This is a genomic window from Hymenobacter lapidiphilus (assembly GCF_003417065.2).
GTDB lineage: Bacteria > Bacteroidota > Bacteroidia > Cytophagales > Hymenobacteraceae > Hymenobacter.
Genome location: NZ_QVLT01000006.1, coordinates 45,673 through 67,296 on the forward strand (window position 1 = coordinate 45,673; position 21,624 = coordinate 67,296).

Below are 21,624 nucleotides of genomic sequence, written 5' to 3' on the forward strand. Positions count from 1 at the left end.
GCAAGATATCAACTGCAGGATGACAGATCGGAATTCTCACTTACACGTCCAGATTTGCAGGCCTCAACTATTTACCCGCCCATTATTTACTTTGGGGCGGTAGCGCGACTGGTTGAGGATGCGTTGAGCGTCTTTCTCGACCATCAGCTGGGGCAGCGTCACCTTGGGGTTTTCGGCCATGTACTTGCGTACAATCTGCCAGCCCACCCAGGCCCCTACCCGGCCAGGGGCCGTTTTATCAATTTCCGGAATATTAGGCCGTTCGCCTATGTACTTCTGAATGGTGAATGGGGCAGTATTGTAGAGCAGGCTTTTCTCGATGAAGTGGGCCCATATTTTCCCCTCATTGAACCCAACGCCAGCCATTTCCGCAGCGCTATAGCCGATCAGCAGCGAGTCGGGGGTGCAGGGCAGCATTTGCTCGGCAAAATACAGGGCCTTACCAAAGTGCAACATCTCACCGAGCATCGTCTGGCCGGCGGCAGGCTTCTGGTTGTACTTGGTACTGATGGCCAGCGCCAGCCCCGGCACCAGGTGCTCGGGCGTGTAGCGCCGCTGAATGTAGCCCGGTACGTTGGGCCGGTAGGCTGCCTTCGGTCCCACGAAATAGTCGGTGCTGAGAACAATCAGACTGTCGTTGACGAACAAATCCTGGCTCAGCCCGCTCACGAAGGTTTTTATGGGCGGCACCCGAAAGCCAGAATAGTAGTAGCGGACATGCTGGAATAGCTGCGTCAGGTTTTGCTGCAACTGCGGGCCCTGGAAGGTGCTATCGGCCTGGACGCCCAGCTTCTGGAGGCCGGCATTGGCAGCCAGCCGGGCCAGTGTGGCGCTCAGTACGCCCGGCGGATATTGCCCGGCCTGCAGAAACTGCCGCGCGAACAAGCCGTTATTTTGCAGAAACTGCTCGGCGTCGGCCGGGGTTTTTAGCTTGAAAAAAGGTGCTTCGAGTCGTTCGAGCTTGACGGGGGCTTCTACCTTGGCCACCTCGGGGCTCAGCTCACACCGGTCGTCGTTGTTCGAGCAGGCCCCCAGACTTAGACCAGCGGCGGCTGACGCCATCAGCAGCAGGGTACGCAAACGGGCAGAAATATGCATCACGGTTCTATCTTTGAGTCAAAAGTAGCCAAATCTACCGGCCTATCGTCGGCACCTGGCCTTACCCAACGCTTTTCCTCCTTCACCATGAAAAAGGCTCTGTTTGCTCTTCTTATCAGCGCCGCTACGCTCGGCACCGCCTCCGCTCAGGTCGAAATTGGCCTCAAGGTGTCGCCCTCCCTCACCAGCCTGCGGGCCGCCTCGCCCAACGGCGATGAGCTGAACAGCGAAAGTGCCAAGTTCAGCCTGGGTGGCGGTATCATCGTCGATTACTTCTTCGGCCAGAACTACGCCTTCAGCACCGGCCTGGAGCTGGTGGGCAAGGGCGGCAAGGTTAGCTACTTCGACAACGCCAGCAAGCAGCGTTACGAGCAGAAAATAGGCCTCCAGTATCTGCAGGTACCCCTCACGGTAAAGCTGTTCACCAACGATGTAGCCGAGGATACCAAGGTATATTTCCAGCTCGGCGGAGCACTGGGCGGCGTCATCGGGGCCCGCGTTGATGGCGAAAAATATTACACCAACCCCGTGACGACCAACCGCACCAAGGCCACCAAGCACGTCATCATCCCCGATGCCAACCTGCGCCTCGGGGCCGGCATCGAGCGGCAGCTTGGCCAGACGACCCGCTTCCTGCTCGGCGTTAGCTACCACCGCGGTTTGCTCAACATCGATAAGTACTTCGAAGACAACGCGGGTATCAAAGACGCCGAGCTAAAAAACAGCGAATTCGCCCTGGATTTCGGTATTAAGTTTTAGGGAGTAGAGATAAAATAGAACGTCATGCTGAGCTTGCCGAAGCATCTCTACCGCTTTGTTGCAATGGTAAAACCTGACGTTAGAATTAGCATTGCGGTAGAGATGCTTCGGCAAGCTCAGCATGACGTTCTTCCCTGCTATCTAACCACTTAACACCAAAGAAAAACCCCCGCGTTGCTCTAAGCAGCGCGGGGGTTTCTTCTATCAGGAGGAGTTTTTTTTCGCAGAAAAAATCCGTCAGTATTCAGTTAACTAGTCAACTATTTCCAATTCCCGGTCCTGCAACCGGCTCATGGCCGCCGCGGCCGAATGCAGCTCGATTTCCTCGCCGTTTTCGTCCTCGATGCGGTACTCGGTGAGACCCATACTGGTGTCTTTCATCACCTTTACCCACTTGTAATACTTCAGGTACCATTTCATCTGCCGGCTTACCAACCCTTTGGTGTAGTAGGCGTGCAGGAACGGGTGCACTGAAAGCGTAATACCCGACTGGTTTTGAGCTACCAGCAGGTCGTCGATGCTGTTGTCGATTTCGTCCGTCACGAGGATGGAAGCCGAAATCTTGCCCGTACCGCCGCAGGTGGGGCACACCTCGCCGGTAACAATGGCTTCGGCCGGCCGCACGCGCTGCCGGGTAATCTGAAGCAGGCCAAACTTGGTGATGGGCAGGATGGTATACCGGGCCTTGTCGTGTTTCATCACGCTATGCACCGCATCCTCCACCTTCTTGCGGCTCTCGGCCGATTTCATATCAATGAAATCGACGACGATGATGCCGCCCATGTCGCGCAGCCGAAGCTGGCGGGCTACTTCCTTGGCGGCGGCCATGTTCACGGCTAAGGCCGTGGCTTCCTGGTCACCTTCCTGGTTGCTCTTGTTTCCCGAGTTCACGTCGATGACGTGCAGGGCCTCGGTGTGCTCGATAACCAGGTAACCGCCGCCGGGGGCCGTTACGGCTTTCCCAAACAGCGTTTTGAGTTGCTTCTCGATGCCGTGCTGCTCAAACACCTTCACCTTGCCGGTGTGCAGTTTCAGCAGCCCGAGCTTGTCGGGAGCAATCTGTTGCAGGTAGCTGCGCATCTCCTCGTACAGGGCCGGCGAGTCCACGGTAATGGCATCGAACGACTCGTTAAGCATATCGCGCAGCATGGACGAAGTGCGGCCCAACTCACCCAGAATCTTGTCGTTGGGCTTGCCCAGCTTCAGGTTTCCGTGCAGCGTGTTCCACTTCTCGGTCATGTTCTGCATGTCCCGGTCGAGCTCAGCCACCTCGCGGCCTTCGGCCACGGTGCGGATAATCACGCCGAAATTGTCGGGCTTAATGGAGGCGATAAGGCGCTTAAGCCGGTCCCGCTCCGTACGGCTGACAATCTTTTTGGACACACTGATGGTGTTGGAAAACGGTACCAGCACCAGGTAGCGGCCAGCCATCGAAATATCGGTGGACAGACGCGGACCTTTGGTTGAAATCGGCTCCTTTACAATCTGGACCACCAATTGCTGGCCCTTCTTGAGTGCGTTGTCGATTTTCCCTACTTTGTCGAGGGGCGCTTCAAACTGAAAGTTTTTGAGCGACCCGACGGTAATTTTCTGCGATTGAACGCTCTTATTCCACTTTACGAGCGAGGGGAAGCTTTCCCCCAGGTCGCCGTAGTGCAAGAAGGCGTCTTTTTGATACCCGATGTCGATGAACGCGGCGTTCAGACCGGGCATAACTTTCTTGACCGTGCCCAGGAAAATGTCACCAACCGAGTAGGCGGTGTCGTTGCGGTCGAAATGGTATTCGATGAGCCGCTTATCCTGTAGCAGGGCAATCCGTTCTCCGTCCTGAGTAGAATTAATGATTAATTCGTTACTCAATGGATTAAGCCTTAGAAAGGCGCCTCTGAGCGGTGGCCACAATAAACCTGTCGGCCCCGAAACCCGCAAAGGGAAGCCGGCGCACATAGGCGCCGGCTTCCCTTGTCAGCCTCGGGGAAAGCACGTTTCTGGCCACTCTCGGAAGAACCTAAGTGAGAAATAGACAGGCGCTTCTCAACCGAAAAACGCCGTCAGCAAACCCCGCCGGGGCTTACTTCTTCTTGTGACGGTTCTTGCGCAGACGCTTCTTCCGCTTGTGAGTAGCAATCTTATGACGCTTTCTTTTTTTACCGCAAGGCATGTTGTTGGGGTTAAGTGGCTGATTTATTTTTCTGTGCTTAGTTGATGGTGCTCAGCACTTAGGCAGTTCTAATGCGCTGTAGTACCATGTCAATCAACTTTGATTGTTGTGCCGCGTGTTTAGGATGTTCAACAAAATAATTGAACGACCTAACCACCAGGCACAACCAGCAAAGCGCTAAAAAAACTACTGAAGTTTCTGTAGCTGCTCATCTACCGATGCGGCCAGAGCCGGGTCGGAGCTGATGCTTTTGGCGGCGAGGAAGGCTTTGCGGGCCTCCTGCTTCGCGCCCGTTTGGGCTAACGAAACGCCAAGATAGAACTGCGCGTTGACGTTTTTCGGATTGATTTCAGTCAGTTCCGCAAAACGCTCAGCAGCCTTATCGTACTGATTGCTCTGAACAGCCAGTAAACCAAGGTTATACAGTGCCTGCTCGTTGCGTGGGTCGGCCGATAAAACTTCTCGCAACAGGGTAATGCCTTTCACCGGATTCTCGCTGGCCATGTAGGCCATGCCGAGGTTGGTTTTGGCATTGAGGTTGTCGGGGTTGTTCTTCAGCACCCGCTCGTACAGCTCGCGGCACTTGGCCCCCAGCAATTTCTGCCGGGCCTCGGTAGTAGCAAAGCTGTAGGCCTCATAGTACTGGTCGGCGGCGCGCTGGAAAGTCTGCTCGCCGGGGCGTACCAAGGCAATCTGCTCCAGGTAGTAGCCGGCACTATCGAAACGCTCCACTGCTTTGTACTTGTCGGCCAGCTCGCGGGCTATCCCTAGTTTAGCGCCCGGGTCGGCTTCGGCCGTGTACTTAGCCACCAATGTGCTGATTTCCCGCCGCTGGGCGGCGGGCATCGTCATGTGGGGCTTTTCGGCGGTCGGGCCGCTGGGCTCGTCGTGGCTGCCGGCCGGGTGGCCATGCTCATCGAGTTCGCCCACTGCAGGAGCAGCGGCACCCTGGTCGCGGTTGGCGGTGGCGGCCCCGTCCTGAGCCAGCGTGGGCTGGCCGTCTTTGGGCTTCACAATCACCTTCGGCAACAGAAACAAGCCGGCTATAAGGGCCAGGGCCAAAGCCAGAATCAGTAATTGGTGCTTGGAAGAAGAAGTGCTGAGAGCCATCGACTGGGCGGGGTAAAAGTCGGGTCGCCGGGGGATCCTGCAGGCAGGAGTTCCCGGCGACCCGGCCGGCAACGGAAAGCGACTGCCTGTTTAGGCAGCCATCTCTTTTATTTTCTTGCTGTTTTTGATTTTCCCGATGAACGTCTTCGAGGGCTTGAAGCTCGGGATGTAGTGCTCGTCGATGATGATGGACGTATTTTTCGAGATGTTGCGGGCTACTTTCTTCGCGCGCTTCTTGTTAACGAACGAGCCAAAGCCACGCACGTAAATGTTGTTGCCGTCAGCCATCGAGTCTTTTACAACTTTGAAGAAGGCTTCTACGGTAGCCGAAACATCGGCTTTCTCGATGCCGGTCTTGTCGGCAATTTCGGCAATTACTTCTGCTTTAGTCACGCTGGTAAGTGTACTAAGGGTGAAAAAAAAGGGGTCGGCACGGAGTACCATCCTGAAAACGTAAGCACTTGCCCGGTAAGAGTTTGCCCACGTTTTGAGGGCCACAAAGGTAGCCCCCTTTTTTGGGATTACAAACCGTTTACCTGCAATCCGCCTTTTGCCCTACTCTCCATTCAACTAATTATATATCAAAAACTTGGCCTTCTCTGCTATTTCGCCTACAACGCCGGATTCCTATTCGTGGTTCGCCGAAGCCCTGCTGGCCTGGTACCCACGCCACCGCCGCGACCTGCCTTGGCGCCACACCCGCGACCCGTACTTCATTTGGCTTTCGGAGGTCATTCTGCAGCAAACCCGCGTGAAGCAGGGCCTTCCTTATTACCTGACTTTCAGCAGTAACTACCCTACCGTGCAGGCCCTGGCCGCCGCCCTGCCCGACGAGGTACTGCGGCACTGGCAGGGCCTAGGCTACTACTCGCGGGCCCGCAACATGCACCACACCGCCCAGCAGGTTGTGAGTGAGTTTGGGGGCCAGTTTCCGGATTCTTACGCCGGATTATTGCAGCTCAAAGGCGTGGGCCAGTACACGGCCGCCGCCGTGGCTTCATTTGCCTACGATGAGCAGGTGGCCGTGCTCGACGGCAACGTATTTCGGGTGCTGGCCCGGGTATTTGGCCTACACCACGATATTGCCGCGCCCGCCAGCCGCAAGCAGTTTCAGCAGGTGGCCGACCAACTGATTCCAGCCGACCACCCGGCCGAATTCAACCAGGCTATCATGGAGTTTGGGGCTCTGCAATGCACGCCCGCTAAGCCCGACTGCATGTTCTGCCCGCTGCAAAGCCGCTGCTTCGCCTTCCAGCACGGGCTGGTAGCCGAGTTGCCAGTGAAAAGCAAAGCCAAAGTGGCCCGCACCCGCTACTTCCATTACTTAGTACTACGCCACGCCGACACGGTGTACCTGCGCAAGCGCGGCCCCAAAGACATTTGGGAGGGCCTCTACGATTTCGCCCTGCACGAAACGGATTCGGCCGAACTGCCCGGAGCGCAACTGCTAGCCGAAGTGGAGCGGTTGGGCGGGCGCGTGGCTACCGACCGGGCCGAGGAGCCCACCGTGGCGGCCCGCCACATCCTGAGCCACCAGAAAGTGGAGGCCCGCTTTCATGAGGTATGGCTAGCCGGGCCGCTGCCGGCCGCCGCTACATCGGCCGGGCTGGCTGCGTACCGGAGCGCGGAAGTTGAACAGTTACCCAAATCTATTCTTATAACTAATTATATTAGCAATAAGCAAATTTAATCAGCCAACTTCTTTGGCATTTACAATATTAGTGTTTATCTTTATTGAGTTGAAAAAGGAACTTTCATCAAACCTAACCCCTTCAAATCTATACACATGGCAAGTATCAACAAAGTTATTCTGATCGGTCATCTGGGCAAAGACCCCGAGGTGCGGCACCTGGAAGGTGGCACCACCGTAGCCAACTTTACAATGGCCACCAACGAGTATTATAAGGACAAGCAGGGCACGCGCGTCGAGCGGACCGAGTGGCACAACATCGCCGCCTGGCGCGGCCTGGCCGAGCTGGCCGAGAAGTACCTGCATAAGGGCCAGCAGGTGTACGTGGAGGGCCGTATCCGCACCCGCCAGTACCAGGATAAGGACAACCAGACCCGCTACATCACCGAAATCGTGGCCGACGAGATTTCGTTGCTTGGTTCGCGGCCCGGCACGGCAGCCCAGCCCACTGTAGCGGCCCTGGCAGAGGAGCCCGTTACCTTCCGCCAGGAGCCCGAGCTCGACCAGCTACCTTTTTAGGCCGTCGCTTTTTGCGTATACGTTTGTAGCGCGAAAATCTGTTTCGCGACGAGCGAAGCGAGTATCACATAGGTGCGTTCCTACACTGTACTCGCTTTGCTCGTCGCGAAACAGATTTTCGCGCTACACGTTTCTGCGGTACGGGCTCGTTGCGCGGCATTTCGTGGTTACCTTTACCGTTCACTCGTTGCACTGCAGCTGCATGGCCGTTTCCCATTTTCCTGGTTTTTGGCGCGTAGCCGCTGTCGGCCTGCTGCTGGCGGGCGGCTGCACCTCAGCCCCCGACTTTACGCCCAAGCCCAAAGGATATAACCGCATCGATTTGCCGCCCCATGCCTACCAGCAGCTGGCGCCGGGCCGCCCCTACACGTTTGAGTACTCGCGGGCGGCCAAAATTCTGCGCGACTCGTCGTATCTGGCCCAGCCGCACTGGATAAACGTGTATTATCCGCAACTTAAGGCCAACGTGCAGCTCACCTACGCCGACGTGCGGGCCGACCGCCAAGGTTTCAACCGCCTGCTCGAAGATGCCCGCAAGCTCACTGGCAAACATGAAATCAAGGCTTCAGCCATTGAAGAGCGGGTATTAAAAATCTCCAACGGCATGCAGGCGACGGTTTTTGACCTGCAGGGCGAAGTACCCAGCCAGTTCCAGTTCTACACCACCGACAGTACCCGCCATTTCCTGCGTGGGGCCCTGTACTTCCGCACCGCCACCGCCAACGACTCGCTGGCCCCGGTTATCGAGTATGTCAAGCAGGACATAATTCATATGCTGAACACGCTGCGCTACAGGTAGGCTGGCCGCTTTCAGCTGTTAGCGTCCCATTAAGAATCAGCACCCGAACCGTGAAAAGCTAGCAGCTAATAGCTATCAGCTAACAGCTCCGATAATGAGTTTTTTTCAGACCAAGATTGAATACCTGAAGGGTGTGGGCCTGCAACGGGCGCAGCTGCTGCAAAAGGAGCTGGGGCTGTTCACTTACGGCGACCTTATTCAGCGCTACCCCTTCCGCTACCTCGACCGCACCCAGTTCTACAACATCGTGGATTTGCACGAAGACCTGCCTTACGTGCAGGTGAAGGGCATTTTGCGGAACCGGGAGGTGATTGGCGAGGGCCATAAGAAGCGCATGGTGGCCAAGGTAGCCGACGCCAGCGGCGAGCTGGAGCTTGTGTGGTTCAAGGGCGTGAACTACCTGGAGAAAATCATCAAAAACCACCAGGAGTACATCGTGTTTGGCAAGCCCACGGTGTTCAATGGGCGGCCCCAGATGGCCCACCCAGAACTGGAGGAAGTGACCGAGCAGAAGCCCGGCCAGAGCTTCCTGCAGCCGGTGTACAACACGTCGGAGAAGCTCAAGAACTACCACCGGGTGGACAGCAAGGCCATTGCCCGCATGGTGGCCGACCTGCTGAAGCTGGCCCTGCCCCATGTACAGGAAACTCTTTCGCCGGCCCTCATTGAGCAGTATGGGCTGATGAGCAAGGCCACGGCGCTGCAGCAGATTCACTTTCCGCAAACGCCCGATTTACTGCAGACGGCCCGCTTCCGGCTCAAGTTCGAGGAGCTGTTCTACATTCAGCTGAAGCTGCTGCGCCAACGCGACCAGCGCAAAGTGAGCCTGGCCGGGCAGATTTTCAAGGAGGTGCCCACGCTGGTTCACTTCTACAAGAACGTGCTGCCCTTCGACCTCACCGGGGCCCAGAAACGCGTTATCCACGACATCTACAAGGATTTTTGCGCCGGCCAGCAAATGAACCGGTTGCTGCAGGGCGACGTGGGCTCGGGCAAAACTATTGTGGCTTTTATTGCCATGCTGATGGCCGCCGACAACGGGGCCCAAAGTTGCCTGATGGCCCCCACCGAAATATTGGCTAACCAGCACTACACCGGCCTCAAGGAATTTGCCGACTTACTGGGCCTGAAAATCGGTCTGTTGACGGGCAGCACCCGCACGGCCGCCCGTCGGGTGCTACACGAGCAGCTGCGCTCGGGCGAAATGCACATCCTGACCGGCACCCACGCCCTGCTCGAAGACACCGTGCAGTTCAAAAATCTGGGCCTCACCATCATGGATGAGCAGCACCGCTTCGGGGTGGCCCAGCGCTCCAAACTCTGGCAGAAAAACCCCCACGTAATACCGCACGTGCTAGTAATGACGGCCACGCCCATCCCGCGCACGCTGGCCATGACGCTCTATGGCGACCTCGACGTGAGCGTGATTGACGAGCTGCCGGCCGGCCGTAAACCCATCGTTACGGTGCACCGATTCGACTCGAACCGATTGAAGGTATTCCAGTTTTTGCGCGACCAGGTGAAGCTCGGCCGGCAGGTGTACATCGTGTACCCGCTGATTGAGGAAAGCGAGGCCATGGCCGACTACAAAGACCTCATGGACGGCTACGAAAGCATCGCCCGGGCCTTCCCGGATCTGCAGATAAGCATCGTGCACGGGCGCATGACGGCCGGCGAGAAGGACGCCGAAATGCAGCGCTTCGTGGCCAACCAGACCCAGATTATGGTGGCCACCACCGTAATTGAGGTGGGTGTAAACGTGCCGAATGCCTCGGTAATGGTAATTGAAAGCACCGAGCGGTTCGGCCTCTCCCAACTGCACCAGCTGCGCGGCCGGGTAGGCCGCGGCGCCGACCAGAGCTACTGCATTTTGATGAGCGGCTACAAGCTCAGCAAGGATTCGCGTACCCGCATCGAAACGATGGTGCGCACCAACAACGGCTTCGAAATTGCCGACATCGACTTGAAGCTGCGCGGCCCCGGCGACCTGATGGGTACCCAGCAAAGCGGCGTGCTCGACCTACTAATTGCTGACTTAGCCAAGGACGGCCGTATTCTGAGCGAGAGCCGGGCCGCCGCCCAGGCCCTGCTGGAGGCCGACCCCAATCTGGCCCTACCCGCCAACCAGGCCATCCGGCATCACATCGAGAGCCTGCCCGCCACGGCCGTCAACTGGAGCCGCATTAGCTGAGGCAACCCTACCACAGGGGCATAAAAAACGGCTCCTGAAGAGCCGTTAGGGAAAACTCATGCTGTGTTTACTCGCTCTTGGCGGAAGCGTTGCGGAGTAGCCGCCACGAGCGGAACTTGCCGCTTTCAGATGATAGCTGCGTTTCTGTATCAGCCGACATGCTTTGCAAGGTGGCGCTATGCACCGGAATTATCCACAGAGGTTCGTCGTTTGAAGCTAGCTGCGAATCGGCAGGGGTAGTGTTAAGCTTCCCGATGACGACCAGGGAAATCATCAAAACAAAGCGGAGTAAAGATTTCATATAGTAGGTGAACTTAAGCTTAAAAATCAGGCAGCAAGAACTACGCCGTAACAGGTACAAAATTCGGCGCTTTCATATTTTCGGTAATGAGTCTCACTATATACGGCTGGCTCATTATTAGAAACGTGGTAGTAGTGCCACCTCGATCAGGGTAGCTTGCTTTACCAGCGCCCGTTCAAACGAAAGACTTTCGATCGGGTTGCATTTCGGCCCGCAAAAGCAGCCTTTTTCCCGACCATTACCTACCTAATACCTTGACAATTGCGCAGATAGCAGCCTGACTTTTGTTCAACCAAAAGTTAGGTACCTTTGAAGAGTACAAATTTGCGGGATTTAACCCGTTGCGTCATAAAGCCTTTTCTGCCCGTGCGTTTTACTTTTCTGTTCGTCGCCGGCCTTGCGCTGGCTTCCCTGGCCTACCAGCCGGCCTCGGCTCAGCGCGTGAAATCAGCTGCTTTCAGCTACCTGCCCGAAACCCGCACCGACCGCTACAACCAGCGCGTGAGCCGCAAAACGCTACCGCTACCCGATGGCGGCTTCCTTATTTTGGCTCATCAAAGTGCTGACCAGTACGCCGTGGAGCGCTACGACGCCGACCTAAAGCGCCGCTGGAGCACCGCCCTGCCGCTGGGTGCAGGTGAAGTGGTGGACGGTTTCAACCAGAGCAGCGAACAGGCGACGGTGGTGGTTTACCAGAACACGGCCGGAACCCAGGGTCTGGTGGCCTATACTCTTGGTCTGGCCGATGGCCGCAAGAGTCCGGCCCAGAAGCTGGTAGAAGCCAACGCCCGCGACCGGCGCCCCGGCGTGGCCTTCTCACCCGATGGCAGCCGGCTGGTGGCCTGGCGCTACCTCACCCAAAGCAACCAGATCAAGGCCATCAGCGCCAGCGTGTACGACGAGAAGCTCCAGAAACTAAAAGACCGCAGCTACGACTTCCACGACCAAGGCGACTTTTTTTCCGTGACGGTGCATGTGGGCAACGACGGTACCCAGTTTGTAACGCTGGCCGGCGACCAGATGAAGAAGCTCAGCGTGCGCCGCTACCGCAACGATTCGCCCGACGTGAAGGTGATGTCGGTATCGGTGGGCGGTACGTTTGGAGGAAAGGTGGTGAACATCTTCGATTCGCGCTTCGTGCTGCGACCCGATAACACGCTGTACGCCGCGGCCATCTGCAACGAGCGGGCTACTGGCCTCTACCACAGCCTTAAGCTGGTGAAATTCGACTTCGCGGGCGAAAGCGACATGAAGTTTGCCCCCGAAGTGGCGCTGGCGGCCGACTACCTGACCGAGGTGAACCAGGCCGTGGGCGGAGCGCCCGCCAAGCGCCTTGAAGACGTGTACCTGACTGACGTGCTGCTCACCGACGACAAGCAGGTGGTAGTGCTGGCCGAGAAGAAGTACGAGGAAGGAGGCGAAGCATCGCCCGGCCACACCCGCGAGCTGCACCTGTTCGGCTACAACGAGTTCCTGACGCCCAGCTGGCGCAGTATCGTAGCCAAAGACCAAATGGCTCCCGCCGCCGACGGCTACAGCAGCATCGGCTACCGGGCCGCCGTGTTTGGCTCAGAAGTGCAATTGCTTACCTGGGAGACACTCAAGGGCAAATCGGACCTCTACCTGCGCCGTCTGAACGTGCCGACGGGCGTAGTAAGTGCCCCGAAAGGCCTGGGCCTGAATGTGGCCGCCGACCAGAACCTGGCCTACGTGAAGGACTTCACAGCCTGGCTCGACCCCAAAACCATCATCGGCGTCAGCCGCCCCAGCAAGAAGTCGGCGGCTCTGATGCTCAATAAAATCGCACTCAAATAGAACCGCGGATTAGCACGGATTTTTGCGGATTTCATGAATTTTGCAAATGGTATCGGGTAAAGCACGGCTTTGCTTCACTCTCGAAACCGTAAGCGCCCCTTCCCAATAAATGTGGGAAGGGGCGCTTTTCGCTAACAGCTAACAGCTAACAGCTAACAGCTAACAGCTAACCGTTACGGGAAGATGCCGAGCGACTGGTAGCTGACGCCGATTTTCTCGATGGCGGTGTAGAAAGCAGCCGTGCGCATGTCGGTTATGCCGGGCACTTCATCCATCACCTTGCGGATGGACTGGTAGGCGGTAATCATGGTGTCTTCGAGGCCGGAGTGTACGAGGTCGATTTCGTCGGCACCGTGAATGATGGACTGCCGCTCCGCATCGGTAACCGTGCGGCCGGTAGTGCGCTCAATGGTGGCTACCAGCCGGCGCATCGCACCTTCCTCGGCCCGCTTGCCCATACGCCCAAATCGCACGTTCGACAGGTTTTTCAGCCACTCGAAGTAGGAAACGGTAACGCCACCGGCGTTCAGGTAGAGGTCAGGCAGAATCAGGATGCCGCGCTCCAGCAAGATTTTCTCGGCTGGCTGGGTGGTGGGGCCGTTGGCGCCCTCGGCCACAATCTTGGCCTTTATTTTGGCCGCGTTGCCCTCATGAATCTGGTTTTCCAAGGCCGCGGGCAGCAGCACGTCGCACTCGTACTCAAGTAGTTCCAGCGAGTCTGCTAAGTCCTTGGCCCCTTCGAACCCCAGGATTGAACCCGTTTCCTCGCGGTGCTTAAACACAGCGGCCACATCAAGACCCTTTTCGTTGTAGATGCCCCCTTCGCGCTCGGCAATACCGATGATGAGCGCGCCGGCTTTGTGGCAGAAGTTGGCGGCGTGGTAGCCCACGTTTCCCAAGCCCTGCACGATAATTTTCTTGCCCTCAATGCCTGGTATCAGCCCGGCTTTGCCAGTCATTACCTCATCCATCAGCATTTCGCGCAGCCCGAAGAACACGCCCAGGCCGGTAGCTTCGGTCCGGCCGCGGATACCGCCCTGGCCTACGGGTTTGCCCGTAACGCAGCCCTGGGCATTGGTGTCGCCATACTTGAAGGTCATGTACGTATCGGCAATCCAGGCCATTTCGCGGCCACTGGTGCCGTAGTCGGGTGCGGGCACGTCCATGCCGGGACCAATCAGGTTCTTCTTGATCAGCTCACTGGCATAGCGGCGCGTTACGCGCTCCAGGGTCTGCACTGAGGTCGTGCGTGGGTTGATTTTTACGCCGCCCTTCGCTCCGCCAAAGGGTACATCAACGAGGGCGCACTTAAACGTCATGAGCGTGGCCAGGGCCATTACCTCATCCTCATCTACGTGCATACTGTACCGAATGCCTCCCTTGCTGGGCAGCTTGTGGTGGCTGTGCTGTACCCGAATGCCCTCAAACACCTGCACCTGTCCATCTACCTCAACCGGGAAGTTAACTTTGTAGATGCTGTTACAAGTCCGGATCTGGGCGATGATGCCGGGCGCCAGCTTCGAAAAGCTGGCCGCGTGGTCGTAGAACTGCAGGACGCTGTCGTAGAAGGCCTTGCCCTTCGCTTGCTCATTGGCCATAATCTGGGGAAAAATGGGTGGGATAGTAACCTCAGCAAACGGCAGATGCCGCCGCTACGTTGTACAAGTCCCGTAAGCTAGTCAAAAGAAACAGCCGCCCCCTGTGCGGGAGCGGCTGTTTCTCTTAATTCTCTTTTGCAGCAGATAGCGGGATTATAAGGCCACGCACTTAATCCGTGCAATCCGAAAAAATCCGTGCTAGTCCGTAGCTCTAGTAGGCGTACTCGTTGGCAGCTATCAGCTTATCGGCAATACGACGACGGGCTTCCTTGGCGTTGAACAGGTCGGCCTTGGTGAAGCGCTTGAGGCCCATGGCCAGCAAACGCTGCTCGTCGCCCTCGGTCATGGTGCCGATGGCATCCTTGCCCGCCTTATTCACCTGGTCCACAGTGTCGTAGAGATACACGCGGGCAATATCAATCTGGGTCGAAAGCTCGTCCTCGCCTTTGGCGGCGGCTTCCTTCTCCACGCGCAGCAGGGTGCTTTCGGCAGTGTACACCTTGATGGCCATATCGGCAATGTTCATTAGTACTTCCTGCTCCTTAGCGAGCGAGTTCATGTACTTCTGCACAGCCGTGCCAGCTACCATCAAAATAGCTTTCTTGAGCTTACCAATAGTTTTTTTCTCGGTTGCGAACAAGCCGGTTTCCTCTTCCAGATTCATGTCCGGAATGGCCATCAGTTCCTGCTGCACGGCCTGGGCCGGACCCATCAGGTCCAACTCGCCCTTCATGGCCTTCTTCAGAATCATATCAACGGCCAGCATGCGGTTGATTTCGTTCGTGCCCTCGAAGATGCGGTTGATACGCGAGTCGCGGTAGTTGCGGTCCATCGGGTAGTCAGCCGAGAAGCCGTAGCCACCGAAAATCTGAACACCCTCGTCCACTACGTAATCGAGCACTTCCGAGCCTTCTACTTTCAAGATGGCGCACTCCACGGCAAACTCGCGGGCGGCACCCAGCAGGGCTTCATTATGGCTCTGGCCCTGGCTGAGCAGGTCCTGTTCCATGCGGGCAATGTCCATGCCGGCCCGGTAAATGGCCGACTCAACGGCGTAGATGCGGATGGCCTGCTGGGCTAGCTTGAATTTGATAGCGCCGAACTTGCTGATGGGCATCTTAAACTGAACCCGCTCATTGGCGTACTTAACGCTCTGAGTCGAGCACGCTTTCGTAGCGCCTAGGCAGGCCGCAGCCAGCTTGATGCGGCCGATGTTGAGAATGTTGAAGGCAATCAGGTGGCCCTTACCAATCTCGCCCAATATGGCCGATTTAGGCACTTTAGCATCGGACAGGAACACCTGACGGGTCGATGAGCCTTTGATGCCCATCTTGTGCTCCTCGTTGCCGAGGGTCAGGCCGGGGGTGTCGCGCTCCACGATGAAGCCGGTGAACTTGTCGCCGTCAACCTGAGCAAACACGATGAACACGTCGGCGAAACCGCCGTTCGTAATCCACATTTTCTGACCGTTAAGCACATAATGCTCGCCGTCTTCGGTGGGCATGGCCTTGGTCTTGGCACCCAGCGCATCAGAGCCCGAGCCGGGCTCGGTGAGGCAGTAGGCACCCATCAGTTCGCCATTGGTAAGGCCGGGCAGGTACTTGGCTTTCTGCTCATCGTTGCCGAAGTACAGAATGGGCAGCATGGCAATGCCGGTGTGGGCCGCGAAAGCCACCGGAAACGAGTGGCCTCTACCCACGCCTTCCGTCACGCGGAGCGAGGTAGGGAAGTCCATGTCGAGGCCGCCGAACTGCTCAGGAATGCTCACGCCAAATAGGCCCAGCTCGCCAGCCTTTTCCATCAGCCCGCGCATAAGTCCCTCCTCATGGTTGTCGAGCCGGTCGAGCAACGGCGACACCTCCTTCTCCACGAAGTCGAGAGCCGTCTGGTGCATCATGTTCTGTTCCTCCGAAAAATCGGCAGGCGTAAATACGTCCTGGGCGTCGGTTTCCTTGATGATAAACTCGCCGCCTTTTACAAGCTGGTTAGCTACTTCCATGATAGTGTGAGATTTGAAGTGGGAAATCGAGAGAAAAACTGTTCGGCTTGCCTACTACTCAGGGTAAGGCGGCGGGCCGTTACTCGTAGCGCAAGATAACAAAATTTGTTATGCTTGCCGAGTACTTTGTGGAAAGAAAACCCCGAAATGCCTTCCGAGGTTTTCAAATTTACCTATCATCCTTCGCAGAGCGCAGGACAATAAGCGGCCGCTACTTTAGCAGCTCGTAGATGCCGGCTACGCCCTGGCCGCCGCCTACGCAGGCGGTTACCATGCCGTACTTCTGGCCCCGAGCGCGCATTTCGTGGAACAGTTGAATGCTGAGCTTGGCGCCGGAGCAGCCGAGGGGGTGGCCGAGGGCAATGGCACCGCCGTTCACGTTCACCTTGCTCTGGTCCATTTCCAGCTCGCGCATTACAGCCAAGCTCTGGGAAGCGAAGGCCTCATTCAGCTCGAACAGGTCAATGTCCTGCAGCTTCATGCCGGCCTGTTTCAAGGCTTTTGGAATGGCCTTGACGGGGCCCATGCCCATGATGCGCGGGTCGATGCCCTCGGTGGCATACGTCACCATACGGGCAATCGGCTCCAGGTTCAGCTCCTTCACCATGCGCTCCGACATCACGATAACGAAGGCCGCACCGTCAGAAGTCTGCGAGGAGTTGCCGGCCGTTACCGAGCCGTTGGCGGCAAAAACCGGCCGCAGCTTACCCAGCACTTCCAACGACGTATCGGCGCGCGGACCTTCGTCGGTATCTACTACGTAGGAGCGGGTTTTCTTCTTGCCGGTGGCCTGGTCGAGGTAGGTTTCGTTGACCGTGATGGGCACGATCTGCTCCTTGAACTTGCCTTCCTGAATAGCCTTGATGGCTTTCTGGTGGGAGTTGTAGGAGAACTGGTCCTGGTCTTCGCGGCTGATTTTGTAGTCCTGGGCTACCGCTTCGGCGGTCAGGCCCATGCCGAGGTAATAGTCGGGGTGCTTCTGGGCCAGGTTGTAGTTCGGAACCGTTTTCCAGCCCACGGTGGGCACCATGCTCATGCTTTCGGTGCCACCGGCCACAATGCAGTCGGCCATGCCGGCCGCAATTTTGCCAGTCGCCATGGCAATGGTTTCCACACCCGAGCCGCAGTAGCGGTTCACAATGAGGCCCGATACGTTCATCGGCAGGGCCAAGAGTGAAATCAGACGGCCCATTTGCAGGCCCTGCTCGGCTTCGGGCACCGCGTTGCCCACAATCACATCGTCGATGCGGGTGGGGTCGAGGGCGGGCACCGAAGCCACAAGGTGCTTGATAACGTCGGCGGCCAGGTCGTCGGGGCGGGTGAAGCGGAAACCGCCGCGGGTGGCTTTGCCCACGGCCGTGCGGTAACCAGCTACGATATATGCGTTCATATGATGGAGTCTTGAAGATGGGGAGATAGTGTCAGGCCGGCTCCTCTCCTATTCCGAGGAAAGAAGCCGGTTTCTGGCGCTAGTTTCTCAATGGCTTGCCAGTGGTGAGGATGCTCTGAATCCGCTCCAGCGTTTTCCGCTCGCCGGTGAGGCTTAGGAAGGCTTCGCGCTCCAGGTCCAGCAGGTACTGCTCCGATACTTCGGTGGGCGCACTCAGGTCGCCGCCGCACATGATAAAGGCCAGCTTGTTGGCGATTTTCATGTCGTGGTCGGAGATGTAGTTGCCTTGGCGCATGGCGTGTACGCCGGTCATGAACATGCCCAGCGCCCCTTTGCCGTGCACCTTGATGTTGGTTTTCTGCACCGGCTGGGTGTAGCCGGCATCGGCCAGCTCGATGGCAGCAGCCTTGGCCTGGGCGATTACGCGGTTGGAGTTCACCACCACTTCGTCGCCAGGGCGCATAAAGCCCAGGTCGAAGGCTTCGGCAGCCGAGGTCGAAACCTTGGCTGTGCTCACGGTCATGAACGTGTTGCGGAGCAGGTTGTACTCGGGCTCGCCTTCCTCGTATTTGAGGGCGGTGCGCAGGGTCATTTCCTTGGTGCCGCCACCGGCCGGAATCAGGCCTACGCCGAACTCCACGAGGCCCATGTAGGTTTCGGCCGCGGCCACTACTTTATCGGCGTGCAGGTTCAGTTCGCAGCCGCCACCCAGGGCCAGGCCGTGGGGCGCGCTTACCACCGGAATGCTGCTGTAGCGCATCCGCATCATGGCCTGCTGGAACTGGGCAATCATCAGGTTCAGCTCGTCGTACTCCTGGTCGAGGGCGAACATGTACACGAGGCCCAGGTTGGCGCCCGCCGAAAAGTTCGGCGCGTCATTACCCACTACGAGGCCGCGGAAGTCCTTTTCGGCCAGCTCCACGCCTTTCAGCAGGCCCTGAATTACATCAGAACCCAGCGCGTTCATCTTGCTGTGGAACTCCACATTCAGGATACCGTCGCCAAGGTCGAGCACTGAAGCACCGGCATTCTTCCAGAGCACCTTGCCAGTGGCCCGCAGGTTGTCGAGGATGATGAAGTTCTCGACGCCCGGAATGGCCTGATAGGTTTTACTTTCGATGTCGTAGAACTGCTTTACGCCCGCCTCGTTCACCTTATAGAAGGTTTCGTGGCCGGCGGCCAGCATTTCCTCTACCCACGGCGCTAGCGTTTTGCCTTCGGCCTTGGCCAGCTCCAGACCCTTCTGCACGCCCAGGGCATCCCAGGTTTCGAAGGGGCCCATGTCCCAGCCGAAACCGGCGCGCAGGGCATCGTCAATCTTGTAGAGGGCATCGGTGATTTCGGGAATCCGGTTGCTCACGTAGGCAAACAGGCCCGCGAAGGTCTTGCGGTAGAAGTCACCGGCCTTGTCTTTGCCCGCCACCAGCACCTTGAAGCGGTCGGCCAGCTTCTCAATCGGCTTGGTGCTTTCGAGGGTGGCAAACTTGATTTTCTGGCTGGCCTTGTACTCCAGCGTATTCAGGTCGAGGGCCAGAATGGCGGTTTTACCCTTGTCGTCCTTGGTTTTCTTGTAGAAGCCCTGACCGGTTTTGTCGCCCAGCCACTTGTTCTCGCCCATCTTCTTCAGATAGTCGGGCAGAGCAAAAACGGCTTTGGCTTCGTCGTTGGGCAGGTTCTGGGCGAGGCCGTTGGCCACGTTCATCAGCGTATCGAGGCCCACCACATCGGAGGTGCGGAAGGTAGCCGACTTGGCGTGACCGATAACCGGTCCAGTGAGCTTGTCGACTTCCTCCACCGAAAGACCGAGCTGCTGCATCACCTGGATCACATCCATGATGGCAAACACGCCCACGCGGTTGGCGATGAAAGCGGGCGTGTCCTTGGCCAGCACGGTGGTTTTGCCCAGGTATAGGTCGCCGTAGTGCATCAGAAAATCCACTACCGCCTGGTCCGTGTCCGGAGTCGGGATGATTTCGAGCAGCTTCAGGTAGCGCGGCGGGTTGAAGAAGTGGGTGCCGCAGAAGTGCTTTTTGAAGTCCTCCGAGCGGCCTTCGGTCATCAGGTGAATCGGGATGCCCGAGGTGTTGCTCGTAATCAGAGTACCGGGCTTGCGGAACTGCTCCACGCGCTCGAACAGGCTCTTTTTGATGTCGAGCCGTTCTACCACTACCTCAATCGTCCAGTCGCAGCCGGCAATATCCTTGAGGTTATCATCGAAGTTGCCGGTTTTGATGCGGCTCACGTCCTGCTTGCGGTAGAGCGGCGAAGGGTTGGCCTTCACCGTAGCCTCCAGGGCGCTGTTGACGAGGCGGTTCTTCACCGCCGGCGAGTCGAGTTTCAGGCCCTTGGCCTCCTCGGCAGGTAGCAGCTCCTTCGGCGCAATGTCGAGCAGCAGCACCTGCACGCCGATGTTGGCGAAGTGGCACGCAATGCGCGAGCCCATCACCCCGGAGCCCAGAACGGCTACTTTCTTGATGGTACGATTCATATTGGTGGGTAGTGGTTAGTAGTCAGTTGTGGAGGCGTGCGTAAAAGCACGTCATGCTGAGCTTGCCGAAGCATCTCTACTGTAATGCTAATTCTGTCTGTTATAACAAAACGGTTGAGATACTTCGACTACGCTTGGCATGACCTTTCTTATACAGACCTCAAGCCCCGTTACGCGGCCGATGATTCGGCAGGGCGCAGGGGCTTGAGTTTGAAGTTGTCGTAGAGGGTTTTACCCTCAATCATGCCTGTAATCTGGTTGACGACGCGAAAGAACACATCCAGCTCACTCTGCGGAATTTCCTCGCGCACCTTCAGGTTGAAGTGGCGCACGGTCTGGCGCGAGATTTCCTTGTTGCGCAACCCGTCCTCAGTCAGGAAAATGCGCACCGAGCGTTTATCGTGGGCGTCGGCCTGTTTGTAGATGAGGCCCTTATCCTCCATTGAGCGCAGAATGCGGGTCAGGGAGCGGGTTTCGAGGCCCAGCAGGGGCGCTATTTTGGTAGCGGGCGTGCCGTTTTCCTGATCGATGTTGAGCAGCACGAAACCGATGCTGGTGGTAATATCGTGCTTGGCCGCCTGCGTATTGTACATGCGCGAAATGGCGTGCCAGGCAACCTTAATATTATAATCGACGGTTTCTTCGGGGGTCATGGGAGAGTATCGCAAGTCCGGTAAACATACGGATAATATGTTATGCTTGCATACTATGTTGCCCGAAAAAAGTTTAGCCCCGGAATCAACAGCAGGACGCGTTGAAATCAAGGCCCGCCCTGAATCCCCTTTCGCCTAAGGCATTACAAACGACAGCACTGACGAGCGAACGGGATTCAGGTTGGTGATAACCCCTTTGGAAACACCCTTATTATCGGGCACATTGAAATATTGCGTATTAATAGTAGCGGCCCCGTAAGCTACCGTGTACACGGTGCTACCGCTAACAAAGCCGCTACTTTTTAAGCTACTAAACGAGAACGACGACTGAAACTGGTTACGCACTCCGAAATTATTACTCGAATAACCATAGCTGTTCAAAACGTAATCCGTGTTACTCACACTAGCCTTGTCCGATATATAAAATACACAGTTGAACCCATTGGAATACAAGGCCATATCGTATGACACTCCTACTGTAAATGGGAGGGTATTCGGGAAAGGCTGAGGACCAGTCAATGTGAAGCTGGTTATGCTTACAGTAGACGGTTTACCCATTTCCAGTTTGCGCTTCTCCGTGGGACGCTGGTCGTCGAGCACGATGGCCATAGCCCGCGAAGTGCCTAAATCGGTCCGCGTGAGGGTGGCATCGTAGGTACCGAGTGGTAGGTTCTTGAACTCAAATTCGCCCGTAGCATCGGTAGTAGTGGTAAGGACTGCGGGGCCGCCTTCCAACGTAACCGTTATGCCCGCAGCCGATTCGGAGCGGCCCGTCTCATCTAATGCGGTAACAACCCCGGAAAAAGTACCAGGCAAATCCGGAGCCGGGTCGGCTTCGGAACCGCAGCCGGACAATATGTTGCCAGCCGTTGCGGCCGCCGCGAACAGAAGAAGTCGTAAAAAAGGGCGCATATATTAAAGGGCTATGTGTATAAGGTTTCCGCTGTGCGACAAAAGCTATGCCCGAAACGTACGTTCCGGGCATAATCCGCTCTCCAGAATACAATAGCAGCAACGGCTGCCGCTGGCTCTCCTTTCAGCGCAAAGCAGCCT

Annotated in this window: 17 protein-coding genes; 6 read left to right on the top strand and 11 right to left on the bottom strand. The window is 57.1% G+C overall.

Annotated elements, in window-relative coordinates:
* Positions 1-63 precede the first annotated feature (63 nt).
* Positions 64-1,062: a gliding motility lipoprotein GldB gene (gene gldB / locus D0N36_RS05145; RefSeq protein ID WP_458692961.1), complete on the bottom strand. Its 999-nt coding sequence runs from the start codon at positions 1,060-1,062 to the stop codon at positions 64-66.
* Positions 1,063-1,185: 123 nt separating this feature from the next.
* Here gldB and D0N36_RS05150 point away from each other — a divergent pair, with 123 nt between their 5' ends.
* Positions 1,186-1,857 (top strand): porin family protein, encoded by a 672-nt coding sequence (locus tag D0N36_RS05150; protein ID WP_190242525.1) that lies wholly within the window; start codon positions 1,186-1,188, stop codon positions 1,855-1,857.
* 252 nt (positions 1,858-2,109) lie between these two features.
* Here the strand turns inward: D0N36_RS05150 and D0N36_RS05155 are convergent, their stop codons facing one another.
* The 3 genes from D0N36_RS05155 to D0N36_RS05165 all read right to left on the bottom strand — a co-directional run bounded on the left by D0N36_RS05155 (position 2,110) and on the right by D0N36_RS05165 (position 5,521).
* On the bottom strand, positions 2,110-3,717 hold the full coding sequence (locus tag D0N36_RS05155) for an Rne/Rng family ribonuclease (protein WP_190242526.1): 1,608 nt from the start codon (positions 3,715-3,717) through the stop codon (positions 2,110-2,112).
* Between the two features lie 487 nt (positions 3,718-4,204).
* The gene (locus tag D0N36_RS05160) at positions 4,205-5,128 is read right to left on the bottom strand and encodes a tetratricopeptide repeat protein (protein WP_242478809.1); all 924 of its coding nucleotides are present in this window, start codon (positions 5,126-5,128) and stop codon (positions 4,205-4,207) included.
* Between the two features lie 90 nt (positions 5,129-5,218).
* Positions 5,219-5,521 carry an HU family DNA-binding protein gene (locus D0N36_RS05165; RefSeq protein ID WP_019948438.1) on the bottom strand — a complete coding sequence of 101 codons (303 nt, stop codon included), beginning with the start codon at positions 5,519-5,521 and terminating at the stop codon, positions 5,219-5,221.
* A 196-nt stretch (positions 5,522-5,717) separates the two neighbouring features.
* On the opposite strand from D0N36_RS05165, the gene mutY reads away from it, so the two are divergent.
* The 4 genes from mutY (at position 5,718) to recG (ending at position 10,327) form a co-directional block, all read left to right on the top strand.
* Positions 5,718-6,818: an A/G-specific adenine glycosylase gene (gene mutY / locus D0N36_RS05170; RefSeq protein ID WP_116940350.1), complete on the top strand. Its 1,101-nt coding sequence runs from the start codon at positions 5,718-5,720 to the stop codon at positions 6,816-6,818.
* A gap of 96 nt (positions 6,819-6,914) precedes the next feature.
* Entirely contained in the window at positions 6,915-7,337 is a 423-nt protein-coding gene (locus tag D0N36_RS05175) for a single-stranded DNA-binding protein (protein ID WP_116940351.1), read from the top strand.
* Positions 7,338-7,539: 202 nt separating this feature from the next.
* Positions 7,540-8,136 carry a gliding motility lipoprotein GldD gene (gldD, locus tag D0N36_RS05180; RefSeq protein ID WP_116940352.1) on the top strand — a complete coding sequence of 199 codons (597 nt, stop codon included), beginning with the start codon at positions 7,540-7,542 and terminating at the stop codon, positions 8,134-8,136.
* 94 nt (positions 8,137-8,230) lie between these two features.
* Entirely contained in the window at positions 8,231-10,327 is a 2,097-nt protein-coding gene (recG, locus tag D0N36_RS05185) for an ATP-dependent DNA helicase RecG (RefSeq protein WP_116940353.1), read from the top strand.
* A gap of 67 nt (positions 10,328-10,394) precedes the next feature.
* Here the strand turns inward: recG and D0N36_RS05190 are convergent, their stop codons facing one another.
* A complete protein-coding gene (locus D0N36_RS05190) occupies positions 10,395-10,628 on the bottom strand; it encodes a hypothetical protein (protein ID WP_147320760.1) in 234 nt (77 codons plus the stop codon).
* Positions 10,629-10,994: 366 nt separating this feature from the next.
* Between D0N36_RS05190 and D0N36_RS05195 the strand changes: the two genes are divergently transcribed.
* Positions 10,995-12,443, top strand: a complete 1,449-nt coding sequence (locus D0N36_RS05195; RefSeq protein ID WP_116940355.1) for a hypothetical protein — start codon at positions 10,995-10,997, stop codon at positions 12,441-12,443.
* A gap of 173 nt (positions 12,444-12,616) precedes the next feature.
* Here the strand turns inward: D0N36_RS05195 and D0N36_RS05200 are convergent, their stop codons facing one another.
* The 6 genes from D0N36_RS05200 to D0N36_RS05225 all read right to left on the bottom strand — a co-directional run bounded on the left by D0N36_RS05200 (position 12,617) and on the right by D0N36_RS05225 (position 21,483).
* Positions 12,617-14,041 (bottom strand): Glu/Leu/Phe/Val family dehydrogenase, encoded by a 1,425-nt coding sequence (locus D0N36_RS05200; RefSeq protein ID WP_116940356.1) that lies wholly within the window; start codon positions 14,039-14,041, stop codon positions 12,617-12,619.
* Between the two features lie 211 nt (positions 14,042-14,252).
* On the bottom strand, positions 14,253-16,040 hold the full coding sequence (locus D0N36_RS05205; protein ID WP_116940357.1) for an acyl-CoA dehydrogenase family protein: 1,788 nt from the start codon (positions 16,038-16,040) through the stop codon (positions 14,253-14,255).
* Positions 16,041-16,251: 211 nt separating this feature from the next.
* Positions 16,252-17,430: an acetyl-CoA C-acyltransferase gene (locus D0N36_RS05210; RefSeq protein ID WP_116940358.1), complete on the bottom strand. Its 1,179-nt coding sequence runs from the start codon at positions 17,428-17,430 to the stop codon at positions 16,252-16,254.
* A 79-nt stretch (positions 17,431-17,509) separates the two neighbouring features.
* Entirely contained in the window at positions 17,510-19,918 is a 2,409-nt protein-coding gene (locus tag D0N36_RS05215) for a 3-hydroxyacyl-CoA dehydrogenase/enoyl-CoA hydratase family protein (RefSeq protein WP_116940359.1), read from the bottom strand.
* Between the two features lie 170 nt (positions 19,919-20,088).
* Positions 20,089-20,571: a MarR family winged helix-turn-helix transcriptional regulator gene (locus D0N36_RS05220; protein WP_116940360.1), complete on the bottom strand. Its 483-nt coding sequence runs from the start codon at positions 20,569-20,571 to the stop codon at positions 20,089-20,091.
* 135 nt (positions 20,572-20,706) lie between these two features.
* Complete coding sequence (locus D0N36_RS05225; protein WP_116940361.1) at positions 20,707-21,483, bottom strand: carboxypeptidase-like regulatory domain-containing protein; 777 nt, start codon at positions 21,481-21,483, stop codon at positions 20,707-20,709.
* Between the last annotated feature and the right edge of the window lie 141 nt (positions 21,484-21,624).